Origin of the sequence: Lentzea sp. (genome assembly GCF_035525475.1) — a bacterium.
Lineage (GTDB): Bacteria > Actinomycetota > Actinomycetes > Mycobacteriales > Pseudonocardiaceae > Lentzea.
The window spans coordinates 24,938-46,401 of sequence record NZ_DATLEC010000244.1 but is presented as its reverse complement, the minus strand read 5'-3'; the positions used below and the strand labels follow the sequence as shown (position 1 = coordinate 46,401).

Here is a 21,464-nt window from a genome sequence, read left to right as displayed (position 1 = left end):
CGACTCCACCCGGGTTCGAGCGCGCGCGTACGCGCCGTGTGCTGGTCGTATGTCGGTACATCTCTATGCGCGGCCGTCGGGCACCTACGGCGACCCGTTGCGAGCGAACGAAAAAGGGGCCCTCCTGGCAGGAGGACCCCTTCGTTGCCACCCGGGCGGGATCAGGGCATGTGGCGAGCGCGCTGCTTGATCCGCGACGTCAGTTCCTGCACCTGGTCGTAGATCCGCCGGCGCTCCGCCATCTCCTTGCGGATCTTCTTGTCCGCGTGCATGACCGTCGTGTGGTCGCGGCCGCCGAACGTCTGACCGATCTTCGGCAGCGACAGGTCCGTCAGCTCGCGGCACAGGTACATCGAGATCTGCCTCGCCTGTGCGAGCGCCTTCGTCTTACCGGGGCCGCAGAGGTCGTCGATCGACACCCCGAAGAACTCCGCGGTGACCGCCATGATCGTCGGGGCGGTGATCTCCGGCGCGTGCGAGTCGGGGATCAGGTCGCGCAGCACGATCTCGGCGAGCTGGATGTCGACGGGCTGGCGGTTGAGCGACGCGAACGCCGTGACGCGGATGAGCGCGCCCTCGAGCTCGCGGATGTTCCGCTCGATGCGGGACGCGATGAACTCCAGCACGTCGGCCGGGGCCGCGAGCCGGTCCTGCGCCGCCTTCTTGCGGAGGATCGCGATCCGGGTCTCGAGCTCCGGCGGCTGGATGTCCGTGATCAGACCCCACTCGAACCGCGTGCGCAGGCGGTCTTCCAGCGTCTCCAGCCGCTTGGGCGGCCGGTCGCTCGACACCACGATCTGCTTGTTCGTGTTGTGGAGCGTGTTGAACGTGTGGAAGAACTCCTCCTGCGTGCCTTCCTTGCCCTCCAGGAACTGGATGTCGTCGACGAGGAGCACGTCGATGTCCCGGTAGCGGCGCTGGAAGGCGACCTTGCGGTCGTCGCGCAGCGAGTTGATGAAGTCGTTGGTGAACTCCTCGGTCGACACGTACCGCACGCGCATGCCGGGGAACAGGCGCTGGGCGTAGTGCCCGACGGCGTGCAGCAGGTGCGTCTTGCCGAGGCCGCTCTCGCCCCAGATGAAGAGCGGGTTGTACGCCCTGGCGGGAGCCTCGGCCACCGCGACGGCCGCGGCGTGCGCGAACCGGTTCGAGGCGCCGATGACGAACGTGTCGAAGTTGTACTTCTCGTTCAGCCGGGTCTGCGACGGCGAGGGGTTCGCGGGCCGCGTGTACGGCATGTTCGTGTTCGGCGCCGCGGCCGCGGCGGTGTTCGCCGTGTTGAAGGTCGGCCAGATCTCGGTGACGGCGGCGAGCGCGTCGCCGGCCTCGTCGACCTCTTCCTCTCCCCCGTCGGCGCCCGTGCCCTCGTCCGCGAGGCCGGGCGTGTCGCCGTGGGGGATGCCCGGCGACAGGGACGGGCCGGCCGCCTGGATCGCGTGGACCGGGATCGGCGTGGTGGGCGGGCTCACGACGGGGCTCACCGGTTCCGGCGAGTCGACCTTCACCGCGAGCGAGACCGTGCGGCCGAGCCTGCGGGACAGTGCGGCGGTGATCGGGTCGCGCAGCGCGCGTTCGATCGCCTCTTTCGCGAAGTCGCTGGGGGCCGCGAGCAGGGCCGTTCCGTCCAGAAGACCGATGGGACGGGTGACCCGCATCCACGCGCGCTGTTGAGGGGACAGGTGGCTGGTCGCCAGTTCCTGCACCACCTCGGCCCACACGAGACCAAGGTCGACCTGCTGGTTGGACACCTCCGCGCTCCCCTCCCCTCCGCCGGAGCCGATGACTCCACATGTGGACACGGAGAATAGAGGTATCCACAGAGTTATCCACAACTGTGCACTAAAAGGTGCGTTGTGATGCCGGTCCGGTGGCGGCTCCCACGCCAGCTCCGACACGCGCGAAGGACGAACGGTAACAAGGCCCGGCACGCGTCACAAGACGTGGCATCTGCCACCCCGATTTGGTTGCCGCACCCGGGCATGCGTACTCTCGTAGGAGTCTCCCGCTTGCGACGGGCGCCTTTCGCGCGCCTACGTCCACTGCCATCGGGGGCAACCACAGAGGCTTTGTCAGCAGTGAAGCACCGGGAGAACCGACCGTGAGCAAGGGTAAGCGCACCTTCCAGCCCAACAACCGTCGCCGCGCCAAGACGCACGGCTTCCGGCTGCGCATGCGGACCCGCGCCGGCCGCGCCATTCTGGCCGCGCGCCGCAGCAAGGGCCGTGCCACTCTGTCCGCCTGACAGCGCTGGCAAGCGCAGCGTCGTCGTGCTCCCACCGGCCGCCCGGCTCACCCGCAGCCAGGACTTCGGCCTTGTGGTCCGCCGAGGCCGCCGCGCCGGACGACCCCGGCTGGTCGTCCACGTCCTGAAGCCCGACGTGCCCACCTTGGATTCGTCCAAGGTGGGCTTCGTCGTGAGCAAGGCAGTTGGCAACTCGGTGGTGCGCCACCGCGTGTACCGGCGTCTGCGCCACGTCGTCCGACCGTGCCTGGCGGATCTTCCGCCGGGAACTCTCGTCGTGGTCAGGGCGTTGGCACCAGCAGCCGAGGCGTCGAGCGCCGAGCTCGCCGCTGATTTCTCCTCCGCCCTGCGCAAGGTGCTGCGATGACCACGTTGCCCGCGAAGGTCGCGCTGCTTCCGGTGCACTTCTACCGGAAGTTCGTCTCACCGCTGCTGCCGCCGACCTGTCGCTTCTACCCGAGCTGCAGCGCGTACGCGGTGGAGGCGCTGACCGTCCACGGTGCGCTGCGCGGAACCTGGCTGACGATCCGCCGGTTGCTGCGCTGCGGACCCTGGCACCCTGGAGGCCTGGACCCCGTTCCGCCGAGGCGGCAGGTCCCCGACGTATCCACCGAGGAGTAGTCCGTGCTCAACTTCATCTACTACCCGGTGTCCTTCATCTTGTGGTGTTGGCACTGGGTGTTCGGCAAGGTCTTCGGTGAAGCGAGCGGGTTCGCCTGGGCGCTGGCCGTGATCTTCCTGGTCTTCACCCTCCGCGCCATCCTCTTCAAGCCGTTCGTCGGCCAGGTGCGCTCCATGCGGCGAATGCAGGAGTTCGCCCCGGAGATGCAGAAGATCAAGAAGAAGTACCCGAACGACCGCCAGCGCCAGGCCCAGGAGATGCAGAAGCTCCAGTCCGAGCACGGCGTGAACCCGCTCGGCGGCTGCCTGCCGATGCTGGTGCAGATCCCGGTGTTCATCGGTCTGTTCCACGTGCTGCGCTCGTTCAAGCCCGGCTGGGGCGAGGTCTACTTCTTCGACAAGCAGGGCGTCGACTCGTTCGTCAACGCCAAGCTCTTCGGCACCAACCTCTCGACGTTCATCACGATGCCGGCCGACCAGCTCGCGCAGTACGGCACCGAGCGCCTGAACGTCATCCTGGTGTCCGTGCCGCTGATGATCGTGGCGTCCATCGCGACCCACTTCACGGCCCGCCACTCGGTGGCCCGCCAGAACCAGGCCGCGCTGGACAACCCCCAGACGGCCATCATGAACAAGCTGACGCTCTACATCGTCCCGCTGGGCGTCCTGGCCGGTGGCTTCTTCTTCCCCGTCGCGATCCTGCTGTACTGGCTGTCCAACAACGCGTGGACCCTCGGCCAGCAGCACTTCGTCTACAAGCGCATCGACGCGGAGGAAGAGGAGAAGAAGGCCACCGTGGTGGAGACCCGCCAGGCCCTCGCTCCCAAGCCGGGCGTGAAGCCGGTCAACCCGAAGAAGCCGGCCCCCGGAGCGAAGCCCGCGAACGGCGCCAAGCGCATGCCGACCGCAGGCCCGAGCGGCGCCCCCAAGGCGACGTCGCCGGACGCCACCAACGGCAACTCCAACACCGAGATTCCCGGCCTGACTCCAGGTCGATCCACCAGCAAGAAGCCGGGCAGCAAGAAGCGCCGCTGATTTCGGGCGTTGCCCCGGAGAGGAGACATCGTGTCGGAGACCTTGCAGGCGACCGACGACGTGGAGGCGTCGACGCCGGCTGAGGCCGGGACCGAGGCCGAACCGCAGTCGCAGAGCAAGACCGAGGACCTGCTCGTCCAGGAAGGCGACATCGCAGGCGACTACCTCGAACGCCTGCTGGACCTGCTCGACTACGACGGCGACATCGACCTGGACGTGGAAGGCGGCCGCGCGGTCGTCAGCATCGACGGCGGCGAGGACCTGTCCAAGCTGGTGGGCCCCCGGGGCAACGTTCTCGAATCACTGCAGGAACTCACCCGCCTGGCAGTGCAGCAGGAAACCGGCGTCCGCTCCCGCCTGATGCTGGACATCGCCCAGTGGCGAGCGGGCCGCCGAGCAGAACTGGCAGAGCTGGGCCGCACCACCGCGGAAAAGGTGGTCGCCTCAGGCGAACGCGCCCGCCTGCACCCGATGACCCCGTTCGAGCGCAAGGTCGTCCACGACGCGGTAGCCGCAGTCGCCGGCGTCCACAGCGAGAGCGAAGGCGAAGAGCCGCAGCGCCGGGTCATCATCTTCCCCAAGCCCTGACAGGCACCCCGCTCCACCAACGGCCCCTGGTTCCCACCGGAACCAGGGGCCGTTTTCTGTGCGTGCCCACTCCGACGCCGAGGCGCCTCCGCGAGGGCGGGGTGCACCGAGGGCGGCGGTCAGGCCGCGCAACAGGCAAGGGGCTGAGGTGGGTTGCCGTGCCGAGACGAGATTCTGGCGGCACCGGTGGCGGCGCTGGAATGAGGGACGGACGGGTCGCGCTCGGCGGGCTCCCGGTGGCGTCGCACCGGACTGGCGCGCTGGCTGAGGAGAGCTTGGTGTTGCGGGTCTTCAACTCGGTCGACGTCAGGGATAGGTCAGGACGCACGGAGTGCGGGTGGGGTGCGGCCGGGCGCTGTCCAGGTGGGATGCCGAGCTGGTTCGGAGCACGCATCGGGTGGAGCGAGGCAACTGGAAGCTCAAGTGGGACGCCCAGGTAGGAGCCGAGGCGCCGAGAGTCGCCAGCCGAGGCGATGTCCGAAGTGGGAGGCGTTGACCAACGATCAGGCGCCGGACAGTGCAACCGCACGGGAAATCGCCGTCGACCCACTCCCCCGATGGCGATGCGAAGCGAGCCGTCCTCCTCATGAACCGCCGGGAGCCGGTCAAGCCCCAATCGCGATCGTCGCGCAGCGGCGATGAACACCCGCTCGTCGGCACTGCCCGAGGGGCCACCCGGCAAGGCGACCCAACGCAGCGAGGCGACAAACTCCGCTGGAACGCAACCACCGCCAACCAACCGTTCCACGTGAAACAACGACAAGAACCGCCCGCGCGCAACCTTCCCGCAAAGTTTCACGTGAAACGGCGCTCAGGATTTGGCGCACCACACGGTCGATCCGTCATGATGGCCACCTGGCATTCGCCAGCTTTCCACCCGGCCGCCGGATCGCCGCCGCCGTGTGGTTTCACGTGAAACGCTCACGGACGGAGAACATGGCCGGGGAGTTGCCCGACAACGCGAAGCTCGTCTTCGGTGAGCACGTTGACCGTGCCGCCGAGTTCGTCAGGCTCCTGGAGGAGCACGGCGTCGAGCGTGGACTCATCGGTCCCCGCGAGGTCGACAAGATTTGGGATCGCCACGTGCTCAATTCGGCGGTGATCGAGGAGCTGTTCGACAAGCACGAGCGCGTCGTCGACGTCGGTTCGGGTGCGGGGTTGCCGGGTGTGCCGCTCGCCATCGCGCGGCCGGACCTGAGGATCACGCTGCTGGAACCGATGGCTCGGCGGGTCGCGTGGCTCGAGGAAGTGAAGGAACTGCTGAGCCTCGACAACGTGACGGTCATGCGGGGGCGCGCTGAGGAAGGGCCGGTCCGGAAGCAGTTGATGAACTGCGACTCGGTGACGGCTCGGGCGGTGGCTCCGCTGGAGAAGCTGACGAAGTGGTGCCTTCCGCTCCTCCGGGGTGGTGGGCGGATGGTGGCGCTCAAGGGCGAGCGCGCGCAGGAAGAGCTCGATCGCGACGGCGATGCGGTCCTGAAGGCCGGGGGCGGCAACGCGCAGGTCGTCGTCGTGGGAGCGGACGTACTCGAAGTGCCTACGACGGTGCTCATCGTCGAGCGCCAAACGCGGAGGGATCGGTGAGCGTGTACCCGGAGTTCCACTCCGCCGATGTTCCACGTGAAACCGCGACCCCCAAACACCAAGCCAAGCCGACCAACAACGGAGATGACAGCGCCGTGGTGTGGACCCCGATTGCAGAAGAGGCGGCTCGTGCGGCAAGCGTGCTGCACCCCGACGAGTCACTGCTCCCCCGCCCGACTCACCGCCGGGTGATCACCGTCGCCAACCAGAAGGGTGGCGTCGGCAAGACGACGAGCACGGTGAACCTCGCCGCGGCGCTCGCGATCCACGGGCTCAAGGTGCTCGTGATCGACCTCGACCCGCAGGGCAACGCGAGCACGGCGCTCTCCGTCGAGCACCGGAGCGGCACGCCGTCCGTCTACGAGGTGCTGATCGGTGAGATCTCCATCGCCGAGGCGGCTCAGGTCAGCCCGACGTCGCCGAACCTCTTCTGCGTGCCCGCGACGATCGACCTCGCCGGCGCCGAGATCGAGCTCGTCTCGATGGTGTCCCGCGAGTCGCGGCTGAAGGAGGCCCTCTCCCCCGAGGCGCTCGACCAGCTGCAGCCCGACTACGTCTTCATCGACTGCCCGCCGAGCCTCGGCCTGCTGACCGTCAACGCGATGGTCGCCGCGCGGGAGGTGCTGATCCCCATCCAGTGCGAGTACTACGCGCTGGAAGGTCTGAGCCAGCTGCTGCGCAACATCGAGCTGGTGCAGCAGCACCTGAACCCGGACCTCTCGATCTCCACGATCCTGCTCACGATGTACGACGGCCGCACCAAGCTCGCCGACCAGGTGACCAACGAGGTGCGCAGCCACTTCGGCGACGTGGCGCTCAGGACCGTCATCCCCCGCAGCGTGAAGGTCTCCGAGGCGCCGGGGTTCGGGCAGACGGTGCTGACGTACGACCCGGGCTCGCGCGGGTCGATGAGCTATCTCGACGCCGCCAAGGAGATCGCGGTGCGCGGGGCCAGGAGGGGTGGCGCGTGACGGAGCAGCGCAAGGGCGGACTCGGGCGCGGTCTGGCCGCACTCATCCCGCAGGGGCCTCCGGCGGGGGCGCCCGCCCTCAGCCGGCCGGTCATGGCGGGCAACGGGACGAAGACGGCGGCACCGGTCAGCGAGGTCGCCGGAGCGGTCTACCGGGAGGTCCCGGTCACCGCGATCAAGACCAACCCCAAGCAGCCGCGCCAGGTGTTCGACCCTGACGCGATCAACGAGCTCTCGTTCTCCATCAAGGAGTTCGGGCTCATGCAGCCGATCGTGGTCCGCGAGCTCACCGCGGACACCTACGAGCTCGTCATGGGCGAGCGCCGGTGGCGGGCGTCCCAGCAGGCCGGGCTCAAGACCATCCCGGCGATCGTGCGGCAGACCGCCGACGACGTGATGCTGCGCGACGCGCTGCTGGAGAACATCCACCGCGTCCAGCTCAACCCGCTCGAAGAAGCGTCGGCCTACCAGCAGCTGCTGGAGGAGTTCGGTGTCACGCACGAGGAGCTCGCGGACCGCATCGGCCGCAGCCGCCCCGTCGTCACGAACACCATCCGGCTGCTGAAGCTCCCCCTCGCCGTCCAGCGACGGGTCGCGGCGGGCGTGCTGAGCGCCGGCCACGCGCGGGCACTCCTCGGTCTGGACGACGCCGGGTCGCAGGAGGACCTCGCGGCACGGATCGTCGCGGAGGGCATGTCGGTCCGCGCGACCGAAGAAGCGGTGACGATCGCCAAGAACGAGAAGCCCGCGAAGGCCAAGCCCGCTCCCCGCAAGCAGATGCACGCACCCGGTCTGCAGGAGCTCGCCGAACGCCTCTCGGACAACTTCGACACCCGCGTGAAGGTCGAACTCGGGCAGCGGAAGGGCCGGATCGTCGTCGAGTTCGGGTCAGTTGACGATCTTGAACGCATCATCGGCATGATGAGCCCAGAAACGACAATTCGGACATCGGAGTAGGCCCATAGGATCACCCACGGCTCTTATGTCACGGTGACGATGACGCCCCGCAGCTGAAAAGCTACGGGGCGTCACCTGTGAAAGAAGATCAACGAGCGACAGCGCGCTCGATCAAACCGGCGTAGATCTCGCCCAGCGACTGCCCCGCCGCCTCGACGGCCATCGGCAGGAGCGACGTCTCGGTCAGTCCCGGCGACACGTTCACTTCGAGGAAGTAGACGGTGCCGTCCTCGGCCACCACCGCGTCGGTCCGCGACACGTCCCGCAGCCCGAGCAACCGGTGCGCCGCGACGGCGAGCTCCCCCACCGCCTTGGCGGCAGCGGCGTCGAGCCGAGCCGGCGCGTGGAAGTCGGTCAGCCCCGCCGTGTACCGAGCGGTGTAGTCGTACACACCGGTCTCCGGAACGATCTCGACCGCGGGTAGCGCGAAAGGACCTTCCGGTCCGTCGACCACCGCGACCGCCACCTCCACTCCGGAGATGAACTGCTCGGCCAGCACGGTGTCGCCGTACGCGAGGCACCCGACCATCGCCGGCGGCAGCTCCGCGGCGTCGCGAACCACCTGGGCGCCCAGCGCCGAGCCGCCGTGGTCCGGCTTCAGCATCATCGGCAGCCCCAGCGTCGACACCATCGCGTCGAGCACCGGCTTGGCCCCCAGCTCCCGGAACGTCGCGTGCGGCAGCACGACCCACTCCGGCGTCGCGAGCCCGGCACGGGCCAGCTCGGCCTTGGCGGTGGGCTTGTCCCACGCCCGGCGGCACGCCCGCGAGTCGGTGCCCACGTACGGCACCCCGAACATCTCGAGGACCGCCTGCACCGACCCGTTCTCGCCCTCGCCGCCGTGCAGCGCGACGACGACGGCGTCCGGCCGGTCGTCACGCAACCGCGTCAGCAACGACGCGTCCGCGTCCCACTCCTCCACCGTCACGCCCACCGACCGCAACGCGGCCGACAGACGACGTCCCGAGCGGATCGAGACCTCACGTTCGTGGGAGAGCCCACCGGACAGCACAGCGACCATGCGGTCAGCCACAGCACAACTCCAAGGATCAGGCGGTGTCAGGCGACGGGGTCTGCGGACCGGACAGCTGACGGCCCGGCGTCGCCCCGAAGGTCACTGCCAGCTGCATCTCCTCCTCGATGACGTTCGCCAGGCGGCGGACGCCCTCGCGGATGCGTTCCGGGGTCGGATAGCAGTACGAGATGCGCAACTGCCGGGAGCCGAACCCGTCCGCGTAGAACCCGGTGCCGGACGCGTAGGCCACGCGGGCCGTCACGGCACGGGGAAGCATCGCCTTCGTGTCGATGCCCTCCGGCACCGTCACCCAGACGTAGAAACCGCCGTCGGGAATGTTCCACGTGGAACCTTGCGGCATGTGCTGTTCCAGCGCGGAGATCGCCGCGTCCCGGCGTTCCCGGTACGCCTCGCGGTAGGTCTTGATCTGACCCTTCCAGTCCTGGGTCGACAGGTACCGGGACACGACCATCTGGTTCAGGGTCGGCGGGCACAGCGTGGCCGACTCGGCGGCCAGCACGAGCTTCTCGCGCACCGCGTGCGGCGCCAGCACCCAGCCGACCCGCAGACCGGCCGCGAACGTCTTGGAGAACGACCCGAGGTACACGACGTTGTCCGGGTCCATCGACCGCAGCGCCGGGTACGTCTGGCCGTCGAAGCCGAGCAGTCCGTACGGGTTGTCCTCGACCACCAGGACGCCGTACGAGCGGCAGATCTCCAGGATCTCGGCCCGCCGGGACACCGCCAGCGTCACGCCGGCCGGGTTGTGGAAGTTCGGGATCGTGTAGAGGAACTTCACCCGCTGCCCGGCGCGCTCGCAGGCCTCCAGGGCCTCGCGCAGCAACGACGGCACGAGCCCGTCGGCGTCCATCGCGACGTGCACGACCTGCGCCTGGTAGGCGGTGAACGAGCCGAGGGCCCCCACGTACGACGGACCTTCGGCGATCACCACGTCACCGGGGTCGCAGAAGATCCGGGTGACCATGTCGAGGCCCATCTGAGAGCCGACGGTCACGACCACGTCGTCCGGGTGGCCGTTGATGCCCTCCAGCGCCATCACATCGCAGATCTGCTCGCGCAGCATCGGAACGCCGTGCGCCGAGCCGTACTGCAGCGCCACCAGACCCTCGGTGGCGACGAGCTGGCCGATCTCCGCGGACAGCGACTCCAGGGGCAGCGCGGCCAGGTGCGGCATGCCGCCCGCCAGCGAGACGACCTCGGGGCGGGACGCGACTGCGAAAAGTGCCCGGATCTCCGACGCCGTCATCCCTGCCGTGCGCGCTGCGTAGCGGCGGAGGTGGGGGTCAAGGCTTCTGGGGCCCTGCTTCGCGGGCTGTCCGGGCACAGTCATGTGGGACTCCTGAATAGGAAATGTCCCGAGCGAGTGTAACCGTCGTCCCGTTCAGGGCATGCGCCTTCCCGGTTCCGTCACATTCGCCTACCCTCATATGGGTTCACTGTGTGTGTTAACGGGTGGAGGTCGGGGTGTCCCGTCGCGTCGTGGGCGTCACGCTGGACAACCTGGAGCATCTTTCCAAGCACAGCAGGACGTGCGTCTTCTGGGAACTGGCTCCTCACCTGCGCGAGCAGGCGGAGGAGTACGGGGACACGGAGTTCGAGAAGGAAGCCTGGGTCTCCAGCGTCCTGCTCGAATGGGGTTCGTGCGGCCGGATGATCTACTGCGACGGCATCCCCGCCGGGTCGGTGTTCTACGCACCTCCTGCCGCGGTTCCGCGCGGCTCCGCCTTCCCCACGTCCCCGGTGAGCCCGGACGCGGTCCTCATGACGTCGCTGGACGTCCTTCCCGAGTTCCGAGGGGGAGGACTCGCGCGTGTGCTGGTGCAGGCCGTGGCGAAGGACCTGACCCGTCGTGGCGTGAAGGCCATCGAGGCGTTCGGCGACATGCGCCCGGACGACGAGGACGCCAGTTGCGTCACGCCCGCCGAGTTCCTCACGAGCGTCGGCTTCAAGACCGTGCGGCCGCACCCCCGCTGGCCCCGGTTGCGCATGGATCTCCGCAGCTCCATCACCTGGAAGGAAGACGTCGAGGCAGCGCTCGAACGCCTTCTCAACAGCGTCACCGTCTCCACGGCGGAACCGAGCTTCCGGCCGGTCTGAAGCGGAGAAAAGGCCCCTCGCCTGCAGGCGAGGGGCCTTTTCGTCAGCGGAACGCGGATCAGCCCTTGGCCATCTCGTAGCGCAGCAGGTCGTTGAACGTGAACGTGCCCGTCGGCTGGTCGTCCTTGCCGAGCAGGTACAGGCGCTTCACGGCCACGAGGATGCCCTCGGCCACGATGTCGCGGAAACCGGGCGTGGACAGGCGAGCGCGGTCCTCGGCGTTCGTCAGGTAGCCCACCTCGACGCGGACAGCCGTGCAGCGGGTGAGCCGCAGCAGGTCCCACGTCTTCGGGTGCGAACCGCAGTTCGACATCGTCGTGCGGGCGGTGACCTCGCGCTGGATGAACCCGGCCAGCGCCTCACCGACCGTGGACGACGGGCCGTTGCCCGTGCCGTAGTGGAACGTGGCCACGCCCTGCGCGTTCGGCGACGAGTTGCCGTCGCTGTGCAGCGACAGGATCAGGTCGGCGCCCGCCTCGTTCGCGAACCGGGCGCGCTCCGCCTCGTCCGGGCAGTTGTCCGGCCCGCGGGTGAGCAGCGCCTCCATGCCGGTGGCGGCCATCTTGCCCTCGAGCCTGCGCGCGAGGTCCAGCATCAGCTCGGCCTCGGACACCGCGCCGACCACGACACCGCGGTCCTGGCCGCCGTGACCGGGGTCGATGACGATCCGCTTGCCAGCCAGGCGCGACCCGGCACCGCGCAGCCGCTCCTGCTCGCGCAGCAGCTGCGGGCGGCCACCGCGGACCTTCGGCTGGAGCTGGCGCAACGCGCGCACCGTGTCCGGCCCGCACATGCCGTCCACGATCAGGCCGTAGTCGCGCTGGAAGTTCCTCAGCGCGTGCTCGGTCTGCTGGCCGAACACGCCGTTGGCGCGACCGGCGTCGTAGCCGAGCTCCAGCAGGCGTTCCTGCAACATCAGGACGTCGTCGCCGGTGGTCGGCTGCGACATCAGGAACGCGAGCGGCCGGTCCCCCAACCGGAACGTCGCGTCACGCAGCGCACGGTAGGTCGCCGGTCCGACGACACCGTCGATGATCAGCCCCCGCTGCTGCTGGAACGCGCGCACGGCGTGCTCGACCTGCTGGTCGAACACCGGCGGCGCCTGTGGGTCGGCCGGCGGAAGCAGTCCGAGCCTGGTCAGGGTCGACCGGATCTCGGCAACATCACTTCCGACGTCCCCGCGGCGGAGCAGCTGCATGCACCCTCGCTCGACTAGGGCGCCGAACCTGGTCGGCGCGTCAGTTGGGAAGTCCTCATTGTGCCCTGCTGCGCACAGTGATCGATGCAGGGCTGCTCGCAGTCGTACCCGGTTCACCGTCCCGGCACGAAACGAACGTGACCCGCTCGTCTTATCGATAGACGGGCGGGTCACGTTGCGCGTTGCAAAGGACTTGGTGTCCGTTGCGTCATCTTTCTCAGGCGAGAACGTCCCGCAGGTCGTTCAGCAGCGCGGCCTTGGGCTTCGCGCCGACGATCTGCTTCACCGGGCGGCCGCCCTGGAACAGGATCAGCGTCGGCACGGACATGATCTGGTAGTCGCGGGCGATCGACGGGTTGGCGTCGATGTCGACCTTGGCGACGGTGATCTTCTCGCCGTGCTCGGCCGCGATCTCCTCCAGCACCGGCGCGACCATCTTGCACGGGCCGCACCAGGTCGCCCAGAAGTCGACCAGGACGGGCTTCTCGCTGGTCAGCACGTCGTCTGCGAACGACTTGTCGGTCACCGTGACGGTGGCGCCTGCCATGTTGATCTCCCTAAAGGTCTCGCGGAAGGACTTCAGTTGCTCTTGCCGTAGCCGCCGCCGACGGCCTCGGCGGCGATCTCGGCGTGCTCCTCGCCGTGCTCGGCGAGCCACCGCTCCGCGTCGATCGCGGCGCTGCAGCCGGAGCCGGCGGCGGTGATCGCCTGACGGTATTCGTGGTCGACCAGGTCGCCGGCGGCGAACACGCCGTCCAGGTTCGTGTAGGAGGACTTGCCCTTGGTCAGGACGTAACCCTCCGCGTCCAGGTCGACCTGGCCCTTCACCAGCGCCGAGCGCGGGTCGTGGCCGATCGCCAGGAAGAAGCCGGTCACGGGCAGCTCGGACTCGGCACCGGTCACGGTGTCCCTGACCTTGATCGCCGACACCGTGCCGTCACCGAGCACGTCGGTGACCTGCGTGTTCAGCTGCCACCTGATCTTCTCGTTGGCGCGGGCGCGCTCGAGCATGACCTTGGAGGCGCGGAACTCCTCGCGGCGGTGGATGACCGTCACGGACTTGGCGAAGCGGGTGAGGAACGTCGCCTCCTCCATCGCCGTGTCGCCGCCGCCGACCACCGCGATGTCGTGGTCGCGGAAGAAGAAGCCGTCGCACGTCGCGCAGGCCGACACACCGCGGCCGAGCAGCTCCTGCTCACCGGGGATGTCGAGGTAGCGGGCCGCGGCGCCCATCGCGAGGATGACCGCGCGGGCGGAGTACTCCACGCCGTTCGCGACGACCTTCTTGACCTCGCCGGTGAGCTCGACGGACTCGACGTCCTCCGCGCGCAGCTCGGCGCCGAAGCGCTGGGCCTGCTCCCGCATCTGCTCCATGAGCTCGGGCCCCATGATGCCCTCGCGGAAGCCGGGGTAGTTCTCGACCTCGGTCGTCGTCATCAGGGCACCGCCGTACTGCGAACCCTCGAAGACCAGGGGCTCCAGCTGCGCACGGGCGGCGTACACCGCCGCGGTGTAGCCCGCGGGCCCCGATCCGATGATGATCACGTTGCGCACGCTCACGGCCCCAGCAACTCCTCGATCTCGTCGTCTGTCTGGCTCAACGGATCGTAGGTGCAGCTAATTCCGTGACATGAACGACTACCTCGGCTTGATGGTCTCGTCCTCGAGGACGCCCTCCGGCTTGTCCGGTCCGCACGTGGCCGGGTCCAGCACGACCAGCCGGTACTGGCCGAGACCGGCGGGCAGGATCGCCATCACCGCGTCCTTGCCCTCGAGCTTGATCGGGCTGATGCCGAGCGGCTTGCCGGAGCTCGTGATGCCGCCGCCCTGCAGGCAGCCGGCGAGGCGGTCGGGCGTCTCGAGCGGTCCGTAGTTCTGCGCCTTGAGCACCTCTCCGACCGCGGCGCCCAGCTCGGACTCCTTCACCGCGAGCGGCGGCTCCGCCGGGACGTTCGAGTTCGTGGTGGGCGACTGCTGCGCGGCGGGCGGGGTCTTCGCCTGGTCCCCGCCGGGGGCGACCGCGAACACGATGCCGAACGCGGCGGCGGCCGCGACCAGCACGCCACCACCGAGGCCGAGCCTGCGGTTGCGGCGCCTGCGGGCGTCGTCGAGCGACACGACCGGGGCGACCGGACGGGCCTCCGCCGCGAGGGCGGCGTCGATCCGGGCGGCCACGTGGTCGGGCATGGGGATCGGGGGCAACGCCTCCAGGTCCGCCAGCGTCGCGTCCAGCGCCTGGAGGATCTCCCGGGCCTCGGCATCCGCCTCGACCCTCGGGCGCAGCTGTGCGGCGACCTCAGGGGGCAGCACGCCCGCGTGCAGATCCGCGATGAGGTCGACAGACCACGGCGGACCCATCGGCACGCGCTCCATGCCGGTCATCGGCCCTCCCACTGACGTTGCTCTTGCACATTCACACCGTCAGCTGGGACGTTCGCATCTGCGATTCGGTTCCTGAGGTGCCCGAGAACTTTGGCTAGCTTGGCGCGGCCTCGCGCACACCTGCTCTTGACCGTGCCTTCGGCGATTCCGAGGAGTTTCGCCGTCTCCGCAACGGAATAGCCCTCGACGTCGACCAGCACGATCGGCGCCCGCTGCTCCTCCGGCAGCTCCATCAACGCCTGCTGCACCATCAGGCTGGTCTCGCGGTCGCTCATCGCGTCACGCGGGGCTACGGGCTCGCCGGGACCGGCCTCGGGCAGCGGCACTGTCGGTCTTGTTTGTCGGCGTCTCATCCGGTCGAGGCACGCGTTGACCACGATCCGGTGAAGCCAGGTGGTGACCTGTGACTCCGCGCGGAACGACGACGCCGCCCGGAAGGCCGAGATGAACGCCTCCTGGAGGGCGTCCGCGGCTTCTTCCGGGTCGCGCAGCGTGCGCAACGCCACCGCCCACATCCGGTCGCGGTGCCGTTTCACCAGCTCCGAGAACGCGTAGGGGTCACCTGCGGCGTGGGCCGAGATGAGATCGGCGTCCGAGCTGGCTGCGGCGGTCACGGAACGCACTTTAGCGAGCGTGATCACAGATCACCCGGACAGGGCTGCTCAGACCGCCCGGGTAGTTCTACTGGGCCCGCGTGTAGACGATTTCCCGGATTTCCGACTGGTTCTTGCCGCCGTCCACGCTCGACAGCTGCGTGATCCAGATCAGCACGTGCCCGGTCGGCTCGTGCTCGTTCAGCTGGATCTGCGTCTGCCCGTCCGACAGGTCCGCGACGCCGATGACCTTGGTCTCCTCGAGCGGCGAGTTCTGCGCGGACGCCACCCGGATCTCGACGTGCGTGCCCTTGCTGGGCGAGGTGATCGTGACCGAGGCCAGCTTCACCGGCTCGGCGAACGACGCCATCAGGCCGATGCCGGGCTTGAGCGACGGGAACTGCTGGAAGTAGTTGTCGGTGCGCCAGAACGTGGTCGCGTTGGTGTCGACCGCCCTGCTCGCCTGGTTGGCGTTGTCGGGCTGGTTCGTGACGTCGTAGACGCCGATCTGTCCCGGCTGCACGGGACCGGCGGCCACGGGGGCCGGCGCGGTCTGGCCGTTCGACCCCGGCTGGTTGATCACCACGGTCGGGCCGCCGCCCTTGGACGGCTCGTCGCTGAAGAAGCCGACGATCTGCACACTCAGCCAGACGATCACGGCGACCGTCGCCAAGGCGAGCACGCCGACGCTGATCCACAGCTTCTTCTTCTGCTGCTTGTCCTCGCGGGGGCGCTGCGTCGTCCACACGACCTGGTCGTCGTCGTTGCGCGACGACGACACGGCCGGGATCAGCGCGGTCTGGGCTTCCTCGGCCGCGATCTGGTCGAGGACCTGCAGGATCGCCGCGGACGTGCGGATGCCGCCCACCGACGTGTCCTCCAGCGACCGCACCGCGACGGACGACAGGTCGTGCGGCAGGTACGGGTGCAACGCGTTCGGCGCGACGACTGTCCCGTCCGGGCCGGTCGGGGCAGCGGGCACGCCCTGGGGACCGCCCGGCAGCGCCCACCGGCCGGTGAGCAGCAGGTACAGGATCGCGCCGAGACCCTTGACGTCGTCGCGCGCGATCGCGTCCGGCCGGGGGCCGGGGAACGCGAGGCGCAGGCGGCCGTCCGAGGTGACCCGGATGCGCTGCGGGTGGTCGGCGCCCAGCACGAGACCGGCGTGGTGCGCGCCCTCGATGGCGGCGCCCAGCGGTTCGAGCAGGCGGGTCGCGGCGCCCGCCGGCAGCGGGCCGTCCGCGATGAGGTCCATCAGGTCGGTGCCCTGGGTCCACTCGGCGACGACCATGCCGAGGATGCCCTCGTCCGGGCGGATGCCGGTGCCGGGCGTCAGCACGTCGATCACCCTGGACACGCCGGGGTGCGTGAACGACGACGCGTGCATCGCGCGCTCGACCGTCCGGCGGGCTCTGGCGGCGGCCTCGTTGTCCGCGAGGTCTCCCAGCAGGATGGTCAGCGCCACGTCCCGGTTGAGCTGACCGTCTCGCGCACGCCACAGCTCCGCGTTCGACCTCGCGTCCGCTCCGGACGTCGCGAGCAGCCGGTAGCGGCCATTGCCTATGACACCGCCGGGAACAAGGGCGGCGTGGACTCCGCTACTCACGGGCACCAGGCTACGGTAAGTCGGTCACGGCCTGGAGTCATCGGCGCCGCACCAAACGGTTGATCTTGTTGATCGCCGGCTTCATCTCGGGTACGCGGAACGCGGCCAGGAGGCCGAACGCGAGCGGCAACCCGATCAAAGTCACCAGAACGACCTCGAACCAGGCGGCTACGACCGGGTTGGAGAAGTCGATCAGGTCGAGAAGCAGCATGTTCGCGCCCTTGGCGACGGCGAAGGCGACCGCGGAAGCCACCACCGTGAGGCACACGGTCCAGATGGTGAAGCCGGTGCGCAGGCGGCCCAGGCGGATGCGCAGCCAGACCTGGCCGACCACCGCGCCGAACACGAAGCTCAGCGACATCGCGAGCGACACCCCGACGGCGAGCTGCTCGGGCTCGGCCACGGCGAGGAAGAAGTAGAGCAACCCGATGCGGACCGCCACGATCAGCGCCTGGATCAACGTCGGCGTGCGCGCGTCCTTCATCGCGTAGAAGACGCGCAGCTGCAGCAGCGTGACCGCGTAGGGCACCAGGCCGAACGCCGACAGCGCGAGCGCCAGGCCGACCGCCGTGCCGCCCTCCACACCCGACTTGCCGAACCCGAAGGCGGCGAGACCGATGGCCACGCCGGACACGGTCATGAGCACGCTGAACGGCATCAGCAGGATCGACGACATGCGGTTGCCGAACAGCAGGTCGCGCACGATCTCTTCGTTGTCGTCGTTCGCGGCCGCCCGGCTCATCTTCGGCATCAGCGCGGTCAGCAGCGAGACGCCGAGCACGCCGTAGGGCACCTGCGCGATCAGCCACTGGAAGTTGAACGCCGTCAGCGCGCCGTCGCCGTGGGTCGCGACCTTGGTCAGCACCGTCATGCTGGCGAAGCCGAGACCGACGTAGAGCAGCACCCAGAACGCGAGGCTGCCGAACTCGGCGAGCCGGGAGTCCCAGCCGAACCGCCACTTGAACCGGAAGCCGGTCTTGCGCAGGGCCGGGATCAGCACCAACGCCTGCACGGCGACACCGAGCGCGGTGCCGAGGCCGAGCACCAGCACGTGGCTGTCGGTCATGGAGACCGGGTTGAGCGTGATGTCGCCGGGGAGCATCCAGTAGACGCCGAGGACCAGCATCACGACGACGTTGTTGAGCACCGGGGCCCAGGTGGGCAGGCCGAACACGTGCCGCGCGTTGAGCACGGCACTGATCAGCGCTGTCAGGCCGTAGAACACGATGCCCGGCAGCACCAGGTAGGCGAACGCGGTGACCAGGTCGCGGTTCGCGTTCTCCGAGTCGGCGATGAACAGCGAGGTGAGCAGCGGCGCGCAGGCCACCGCGATCACGGTGCCGACGGCGAGGATCGCCGTGCCCATGCTGATCAGCCATTGGGCGTACGACTCACCGCCGTCGCCGTCCTCCTTCTCGGCGCGGACCAGCAACGGGATCGCGACGCTGGTCAGGATGCCGCCGAGGAGCAGCTCGTTGATCATCGTCGGCAGCGTCGAGGCCGCCTGGTACGAGTCGTTGAGGGTGCCGATGCCGAGTGCGGCCACCAGCAGGACCTTCGACAGCAGTCCTGTGGCGCGGCTGACGATCGTGGCGATCGCCATCGAGCCGCTCGCCCTGGCGACCGACGGTGCCTGGTTCTGCTGCCCTGGTTCGGTGGTCGTGGCTGTCTCGCTCACGCGCTCGACTTCTCCGGTGTCACGTTCTCGATGGACGGTGCGCCGCCGCTCTCGCCGTTGCGAGCGCGAACCCGCTTGTAGATGCGCCGCCCGGAAAGCAGGACGAGCGCGATCCCGGCGATCACGGTGACGATCACCGTGATCGTGCCGTAGGCGGACGACGACACCTCCAGCTTGACACTGTCACCGAGAGCGACGCCCTCGGGAGTGGTCAGCCGGACGTTGACGGGGAACCGGCCGGAGCGCAGCACCTCGACGGGGACCCGCACGACGCGTTCGCCGCGGGCGGGAAGCACCTGGTCGGCGAGGTCGAGCTTGCGGATGCCGGGGGTGTCGGCCAGCGCGATCCGCACGGTCACGCGCACGTCGAGCTTGTTCGTGATCGTGACCGGGATCGGGCTGTCGCCGGAACCCAGCAGGATCGGGCTGCTCGGCTGCGTCACGCCGACCATGCCGGTCAGGCCGTTGATCTCGCTCTGGCTGATGTCCGCGGCGGACCGGGCGCCCTGGTCGTTCGACCGCCACGCGCCCGACATCGCGCGCAGCAGGCCGAGCCACAGCGGGTCGGCCAGGTCGGCGGGCGAGGCGTGCTCGCTGTCCTCCTGCTGCATCGCCGCGACCAGGCCGTTGAGCTGCACGCTCTGGTTCGTGACGGCGTCGGAGACGAGCGGGGAGATCTCCCGCGCGCCGGCCTCGGCGGGGTAGGCGATCTTGGCGTTCGTCACCGGCGGGGCCGCCTTGGTGAGCTCCTCGAGCCCGGTCTGGGCCGCGTAGCCGCCGCCGACCAGCTTCTGGGCGGTGGTCAGGAACTCGGTCATCTCCGAGATCGGGGCGTTCCACCGGCGCGGCGGCGTGACCAGCACGTTGCGGCCGTCGCCCTGCCACCCGGCGCGGTAGACCAGCACGGCCAGCGCGTTCTGCACGGACACCGGCTGGCTCTCGACCGGCGAGGTCACGCCGGACAGCGTGCGCGGGCGCGACTCGCTGCCCTGCAGCGCGTCGGAGACCATCGAGTCGATCTTCACCGCGGTCACCGGGTGCTGACCGCCGATGACGACCGGCGCGGTGCCGGGAGCGTCGGCGACACCGGTCGGGTCGAGCAGCAGCGACTTCACGCCGGCGTAGCGCTTGTCCGGCTGCGGGGTGACCAGCTCGTCGAACGTCGACTGGTCCAGCACGCCGTCCTCCGGCCACACCAGGTCGGGCAGCGGCTGCACGCCCAGGACGTCCTGGACGAGCTCGGGTCCGCCGGTCACCGCGAGCGTGCGCATGGTGCCGAGCTTCGCCCTGTTCAACGCCACGAGGTCGGCGTCGGCGTACGGCAGCGCCACGACGCAACGGCCCGTGACGGCGAGCTTGAGCCGGTCGAGCCACAGCTTGGCCTCGACCTTGCCCTTGCCCTCCGTGCCACCGCGCACCGTGTAGCCGGTGCTCATGGCCTGGACGGTGTGCAGCAGGTCGGGGTCGATGGCGAGGCACATGCCCGTGCTCATGGACGAGATCGCCTGCTCGTAGGCCTGCAGCAGGCCGTACAGCCTGCCGTTGACCGAGAGGGACGTGGTGAGCTCGTCGTCGATCAGCTCCGACTGCCCGGCGGCGCCGAGGCGGACCAGGCGCGGGCGGTCGGCGATCGGCCACAGGACGGTGAGCTTCGCGGGCGTGCCCGGCTTGCCCTTGGTCTCGCCACCGGGCACCCCGAGCACGGGCAGCAGCGTCGACAGCGCCGCGAGCCGCGCCTGGCCGCCGTAGTCGGGCCTGCCGTTGACGTTGGCGAGGATCGGGTAGATGCCGGGCTGCTCGACCTGCAGCGACGTCGGGTCGTCACCGCGCAGCGGCACCTGCAGCGTGAAGTCCTTCTGCTGACCGGCCTCCAGCGCGTCGGCGATCTGCGTGAACTTCGGCTGCACGGCCTCGGCCGCCGCCGGTTCCCGCAACGCCTTGCGCAGGTCGTCCTCGCTGTCGAGCGAGTCGCCGCGCTCCAGGCGCAGCACGATGTCGGAGACCTTGCGGTCACCGACGTTGACGATCGAGCCGGTGATCGTGACGGAGCCGGGTGAGTCGCTCGTCACGAACCGGGGGGTGAGCTGGGCGATGTCGAGCCGCAGGAACTGCGGCTGCTGCTGGCCCGGCTGCGCGGAGAGGGACCTGGTCGCCCACACCTGGGTGGCGGGGGCGGGCAGGAAGGGCAGCGCGTCGATCTCGTCCGGCTGCGACTCCTCGACGGCGCCCGCGGGAGGCGTGGCTGTCAGCAGGAACGCGGCGACGGCGACTGTGCAGAAGAACTTCCTCACGCTCACGCCGACTCCGCCCCGTTCCGGCAGCGGCCGGAGAGCAGTTCGGCTGCTCGGCGGACCAGACGGCGCTCATCGGCATACGCGAGTCGCTCGTCCAGCTCGCCGAGTGGCACCCACGCCACCTCGGTGACCTCCACGTCTTCGTCGGAAAGCTCTCCCCCCAGCGCTTCGAGGAGGAAGTGGTGAACCGTCTTGTGCACCCGGCGGTCGTCCGCGACGAACCAGTAGTCGATCGACCCCAGCGGACGCAGCACCCTGCTATGAATACCGGTCTCCTCGGCGACCTCGCGCACCGCGGTCTGTTCCGCGGTCTCGCCTGCCTCGATGTGACCCTTGGGCAAAGACCACAGCAACCTGCCCCGCCGGTCAAGTCTCCCGATCACCGCGGCCCGCCGCTCCCCGTCGAGCACCAGGCCACCCGCCGACGTCTCGTCGACGGTCTTCAGCTTCCGGCCCCGCCGCTTCTTCCGGCGCCCCGGCTTGGGGCTCCCGGAACGTGAGGCTGACGGAGACATACGGCCGATCGTACTTACGAACCTTGAGTACGCTGGTTTCTCGTGTCTCGATAGCTCCAGCAGAATGC

21 protein-coding genes are annotated in these 21,464 nt (G+C 69.2%); 9 read left to right on the top strand and 12 right to left on the bottom strand.

What is annotated here, in order from left to right; genetic code table 11:
• Positions 1-161: 161 nt before the first annotated feature.
• Entirely contained in the window at positions 162-1,748 is a 1,587-nt protein-coding gene (dnaA, locus tag VM306_RS36860) for a chromosomal replication initiator protein DnaA (RefSeq protein ID WP_325523328.1), read from the bottom strand.
• A gap of 350 nt (positions 1,749-2,098) precedes the next feature.
• On the opposite strand from dnaA, the gene rpmH reads away from it, so the two are divergent.
• From rpmH to VM306_RS36820, 8 genes are all read left to right on the top strand, one after another.
• On the top strand, positions 2,099-2,242 hold the full coding sequence (gene rpmH, locus VM306_RS36855) for a 50S ribosomal protein L34 (protein ID WP_030465619.1): 144 nt from the start codon (positions 2,099-2,101) through the stop codon (positions 2,240-2,242).
• A gap of 25 nt (positions 2,243-2,267) precedes the next feature.
• Positions 2,268-2,609, top strand: a complete 342-nt coding sequence (rnpA, locus tag VM306_RS36850) for a ribonuclease P protein component (RefSeq protein ID WP_325523325.1) — start codon at positions 2,268-2,270, stop codon at positions 2,607-2,609.
• The gene (gene yidD / locus VM306_RS36845) at positions 2,606-2,863 is read left to right on the top strand and encodes a membrane protein insertion efficiency factor YidD (RefSeq protein ID WP_325523323.1); all 258 of its coding nucleotides are present in this window, start codon (positions 2,606-2,608) and stop codon (positions 2,861-2,863) included. The genes rnpA and yidD overlap by 4 nt, the downstream gene beginning before the upstream one ends.
• Positions 2,864-2,866: 3 nt before the next feature.
• Positions 2,867-3,898 carry a membrane protein insertase YidC gene (gene yidC, locus VM306_RS36840; protein ID WP_325523321.1) on the top strand — a complete coding sequence of 344 codons (1,032 nt, stop codon included), beginning with the start codon at positions 2,867-2,869 and terminating at the stop codon, positions 3,896-3,898.
• Between the two features lie 30 nt (positions 3,899-3,928).
• Positions 3,929-4,486, top strand: coding sequence for a protein jag (locus VM306_RS36835; protein WP_325523319.1), 558 nt, complete (start codon positions 3,929-3,931; stop codon positions 4,484-4,486).
• Positions 4,487-5,422: 936 nt separating this feature from the next.
• Positions 5,423-6,070 (top strand): 16S rRNA (guanine(527)-N(7))-methyltransferase RsmG, encoded by a 648-nt coding sequence (gene rsmG / locus VM306_RS36830; RefSeq protein ID WP_325523317.1) that lies wholly within the window; start codon positions 5,423-5,425, stop codon positions 6,068-6,070.
• 95 nt (positions 6,071-6,165) lie between these two features.
• The gene (locus VM306_RS36825; protein ID WP_325523348.1) at positions 6,166-7,041 is read left to right on the top strand and encodes a ParA family protein; all 876 of its coding nucleotides are present in this window, start codon (positions 6,166-6,168) and stop codon (positions 7,039-7,041) included.
• A complete protein-coding gene (locus VM306_RS36820; protein ID WP_325523315.1) occupies positions 7,038-7,997 on the top strand; it encodes a ParB/RepB/Spo0J family partition protein in 960 nt (319 codons plus the stop codon). The genes VM306_RS36825 and VM306_RS36820 overlap by 4 nt, the downstream gene beginning before the upstream one ends.
• 88 nt (positions 7,998-8,085) lie before the next feature.
• On the opposite strand, the gene VM306_RS36815 is transcribed toward VM306_RS36820, so the two are convergent.
• Complete coding sequence (locus tag VM306_RS36815; RefSeq protein WP_325523313.1) at positions 8,086-9,030, bottom strand: D-alanine--D-alanine ligase; 945 nt, start codon at positions 9,028-9,030, stop codon at positions 8,086-8,088.
• A 16-nt stretch (positions 9,031-9,046) separates the two neighbouring features.
• Positions 9,047-10,363: a PLP-dependent aminotransferase family protein gene (locus VM306_RS36810; protein WP_325523311.1), complete on the bottom strand. Its 1,317-nt coding sequence runs from the start codon at positions 10,361-10,363 to the stop codon at positions 9,047-9,049.
• Between the two features lie 134 nt (positions 10,364-10,497).
• On the opposite strand from VM306_RS36810, the gene VM306_RS36805 reads away from it, so the two are divergent.
• Positions 10,498-11,130, top strand: coding sequence for a GNAT family N-acetyltransferase (locus VM306_RS36805; RefSeq protein WP_325523309.1), 633 nt, complete (start codon positions 10,498-10,500; stop codon positions 11,128-11,130).
• A gap of 58 nt (positions 11,131-11,188) precedes the next feature.
• Here VM306_RS36805 and VM306_RS36800 read toward each other — a convergent pair whose 3' ends face one another.
• From VM306_RS36800 to VM306_RS36760, 9 genes are all read right to left on the bottom strand, one after another.
• A complete protein-coding gene (locus VM306_RS36800; RefSeq protein WP_325523307.1) occupies positions 11,189-12,328 on the bottom strand; it encodes an N-acetylmuramoyl-L-alanine amidase in 1,140 nt (379 codons plus the stop codon).
• Positions 12,329-12,545: 217 nt separating this feature from the next.
• Complete coding sequence (trxA, locus tag VM306_RS36795; protein WP_325523305.1) at positions 12,546-12,875, bottom strand: thioredoxin; 330 nt, start codon at positions 12,873-12,875, stop codon at positions 12,546-12,548.
• A gap of 32 nt (positions 12,876-12,907) precedes the next feature.
• Complete coding sequence (trxB, locus tag VM306_RS36790) at positions 12,908-13,888, bottom strand: thioredoxin-disulfide reductase (RefSeq protein ID WP_325523303.1); 981 nt, start codon at positions 13,886-13,888, stop codon at positions 12,908-12,910.
• A 78-nt stretch (positions 13,889-13,966) separates the two neighbouring features.
• Entirely contained in the window at positions 13,967-14,710 is a 744-nt protein-coding gene (locus VM306_RS36785) for a hypothetical protein (RefSeq protein ID WP_325523301.1), read from the bottom strand.
• Complete coding sequence (sigM, locus tag VM306_RS36780) at positions 14,707-15,324, bottom strand: RNA polymerase sigma factor SigM (RefSeq protein WP_089927514.1); 618 nt, start codon at positions 15,322-15,324, stop codon at positions 14,707-14,709. Before sigM ends, VM306_RS36785 begins: the two co-directional genes overlap by 4 nt.
• A 67-nt stretch (positions 15,325-15,391) precedes the next feature.
• Positions 15,392-16,909 carry a protein kinase family protein gene (locus VM306_RS36775; protein ID WP_325523299.1) on the bottom strand — a complete coding sequence of 506 codons (1,518 nt, stop codon included), beginning with the start codon at positions 16,907-16,909 and terminating at the stop codon, positions 15,392-15,394.
• A 37-nt stretch (positions 16,910-16,946) separates the two neighbouring features.
• On the bottom strand, positions 16,947-18,587 hold the full coding sequence (murJ, locus tag VM306_RS36770) for a murein biosynthesis integral membrane protein MurJ (RefSeq protein ID WP_325523297.1): 1,641 nt from the start codon (positions 18,585-18,587) through the stop codon (positions 16,947-16,949).
• A complete protein-coding gene (locus VM306_RS36765) occupies positions 18,584-20,884 on the bottom strand; it encodes a DUF6049 family protein (RefSeq protein WP_325523296.1) in 2,301 nt (766 codons plus the stop codon). The genes murJ and VM306_RS36765 overlap by 4 nt, the downstream gene beginning before the upstream one ends.
• Positions 20,881-21,396, bottom strand: a complete 516-nt coding sequence (locus VM306_RS36760) for an NUDIX hydrolase (protein WP_325523294.1) — start codon at positions 21,394-21,396, stop codon at positions 20,881-20,883. Before VM306_RS36760 ends, VM306_RS36765 begins: the two co-directional genes overlap by 4 nt.
• Positions 21,397-21,464 lie beyond the last annotated feature (68 nt).

Coding starts and splice junctions, on each gene's coding strand:
- yidD (WP_325523323.1), top strand. CDS start 2,606: ATGACCACGTTGCCCGCGAAGGTCGCGCTGCTTCCGGTGCACTTCTAC.
- rsmG (WP_325523317.1), top strand. CDS start 5,423: ATGGCCGGGGAGTTGCCCGACAACGCGAAGCTCGTCTTCGGTGAGCAC.
- VM306_RS36810 (WP_325523311.1), bottom strand. CDS start 10,363: ATGACTGTGCCCGGACAGCCCGCGAAGCAGGGCCCCAGAAGCCTTGAC.
- VM306_RS36800 (WP_325523307.1), bottom strand. CDS start 12,328: ATGCAGCTGCTCCGCCGCGGGGACGTCGGAAGTGATGTTGCCGAGATC.
- trxA (WP_325523305.1), bottom strand. CDS start 12,875: ATGGCAGGCGCCACCGTCACGGTGACCGACAAGTCGTTCGCAGACGAC.
- VM306_RS36785 (WP_325523301.1), bottom strand. CDS start 14,710: ATGACCGGCATGGAGCGCGTGCCGATGGGTCCGCCGTGGTCTGTCGAC.
- VM306_RS36760 (WP_325523294.1), bottom strand. CDS start 21,396: ATGTCTCCGTCAGCCTCACGTTCCGGGAGCCCCAAGCCGGGGCGCCGG.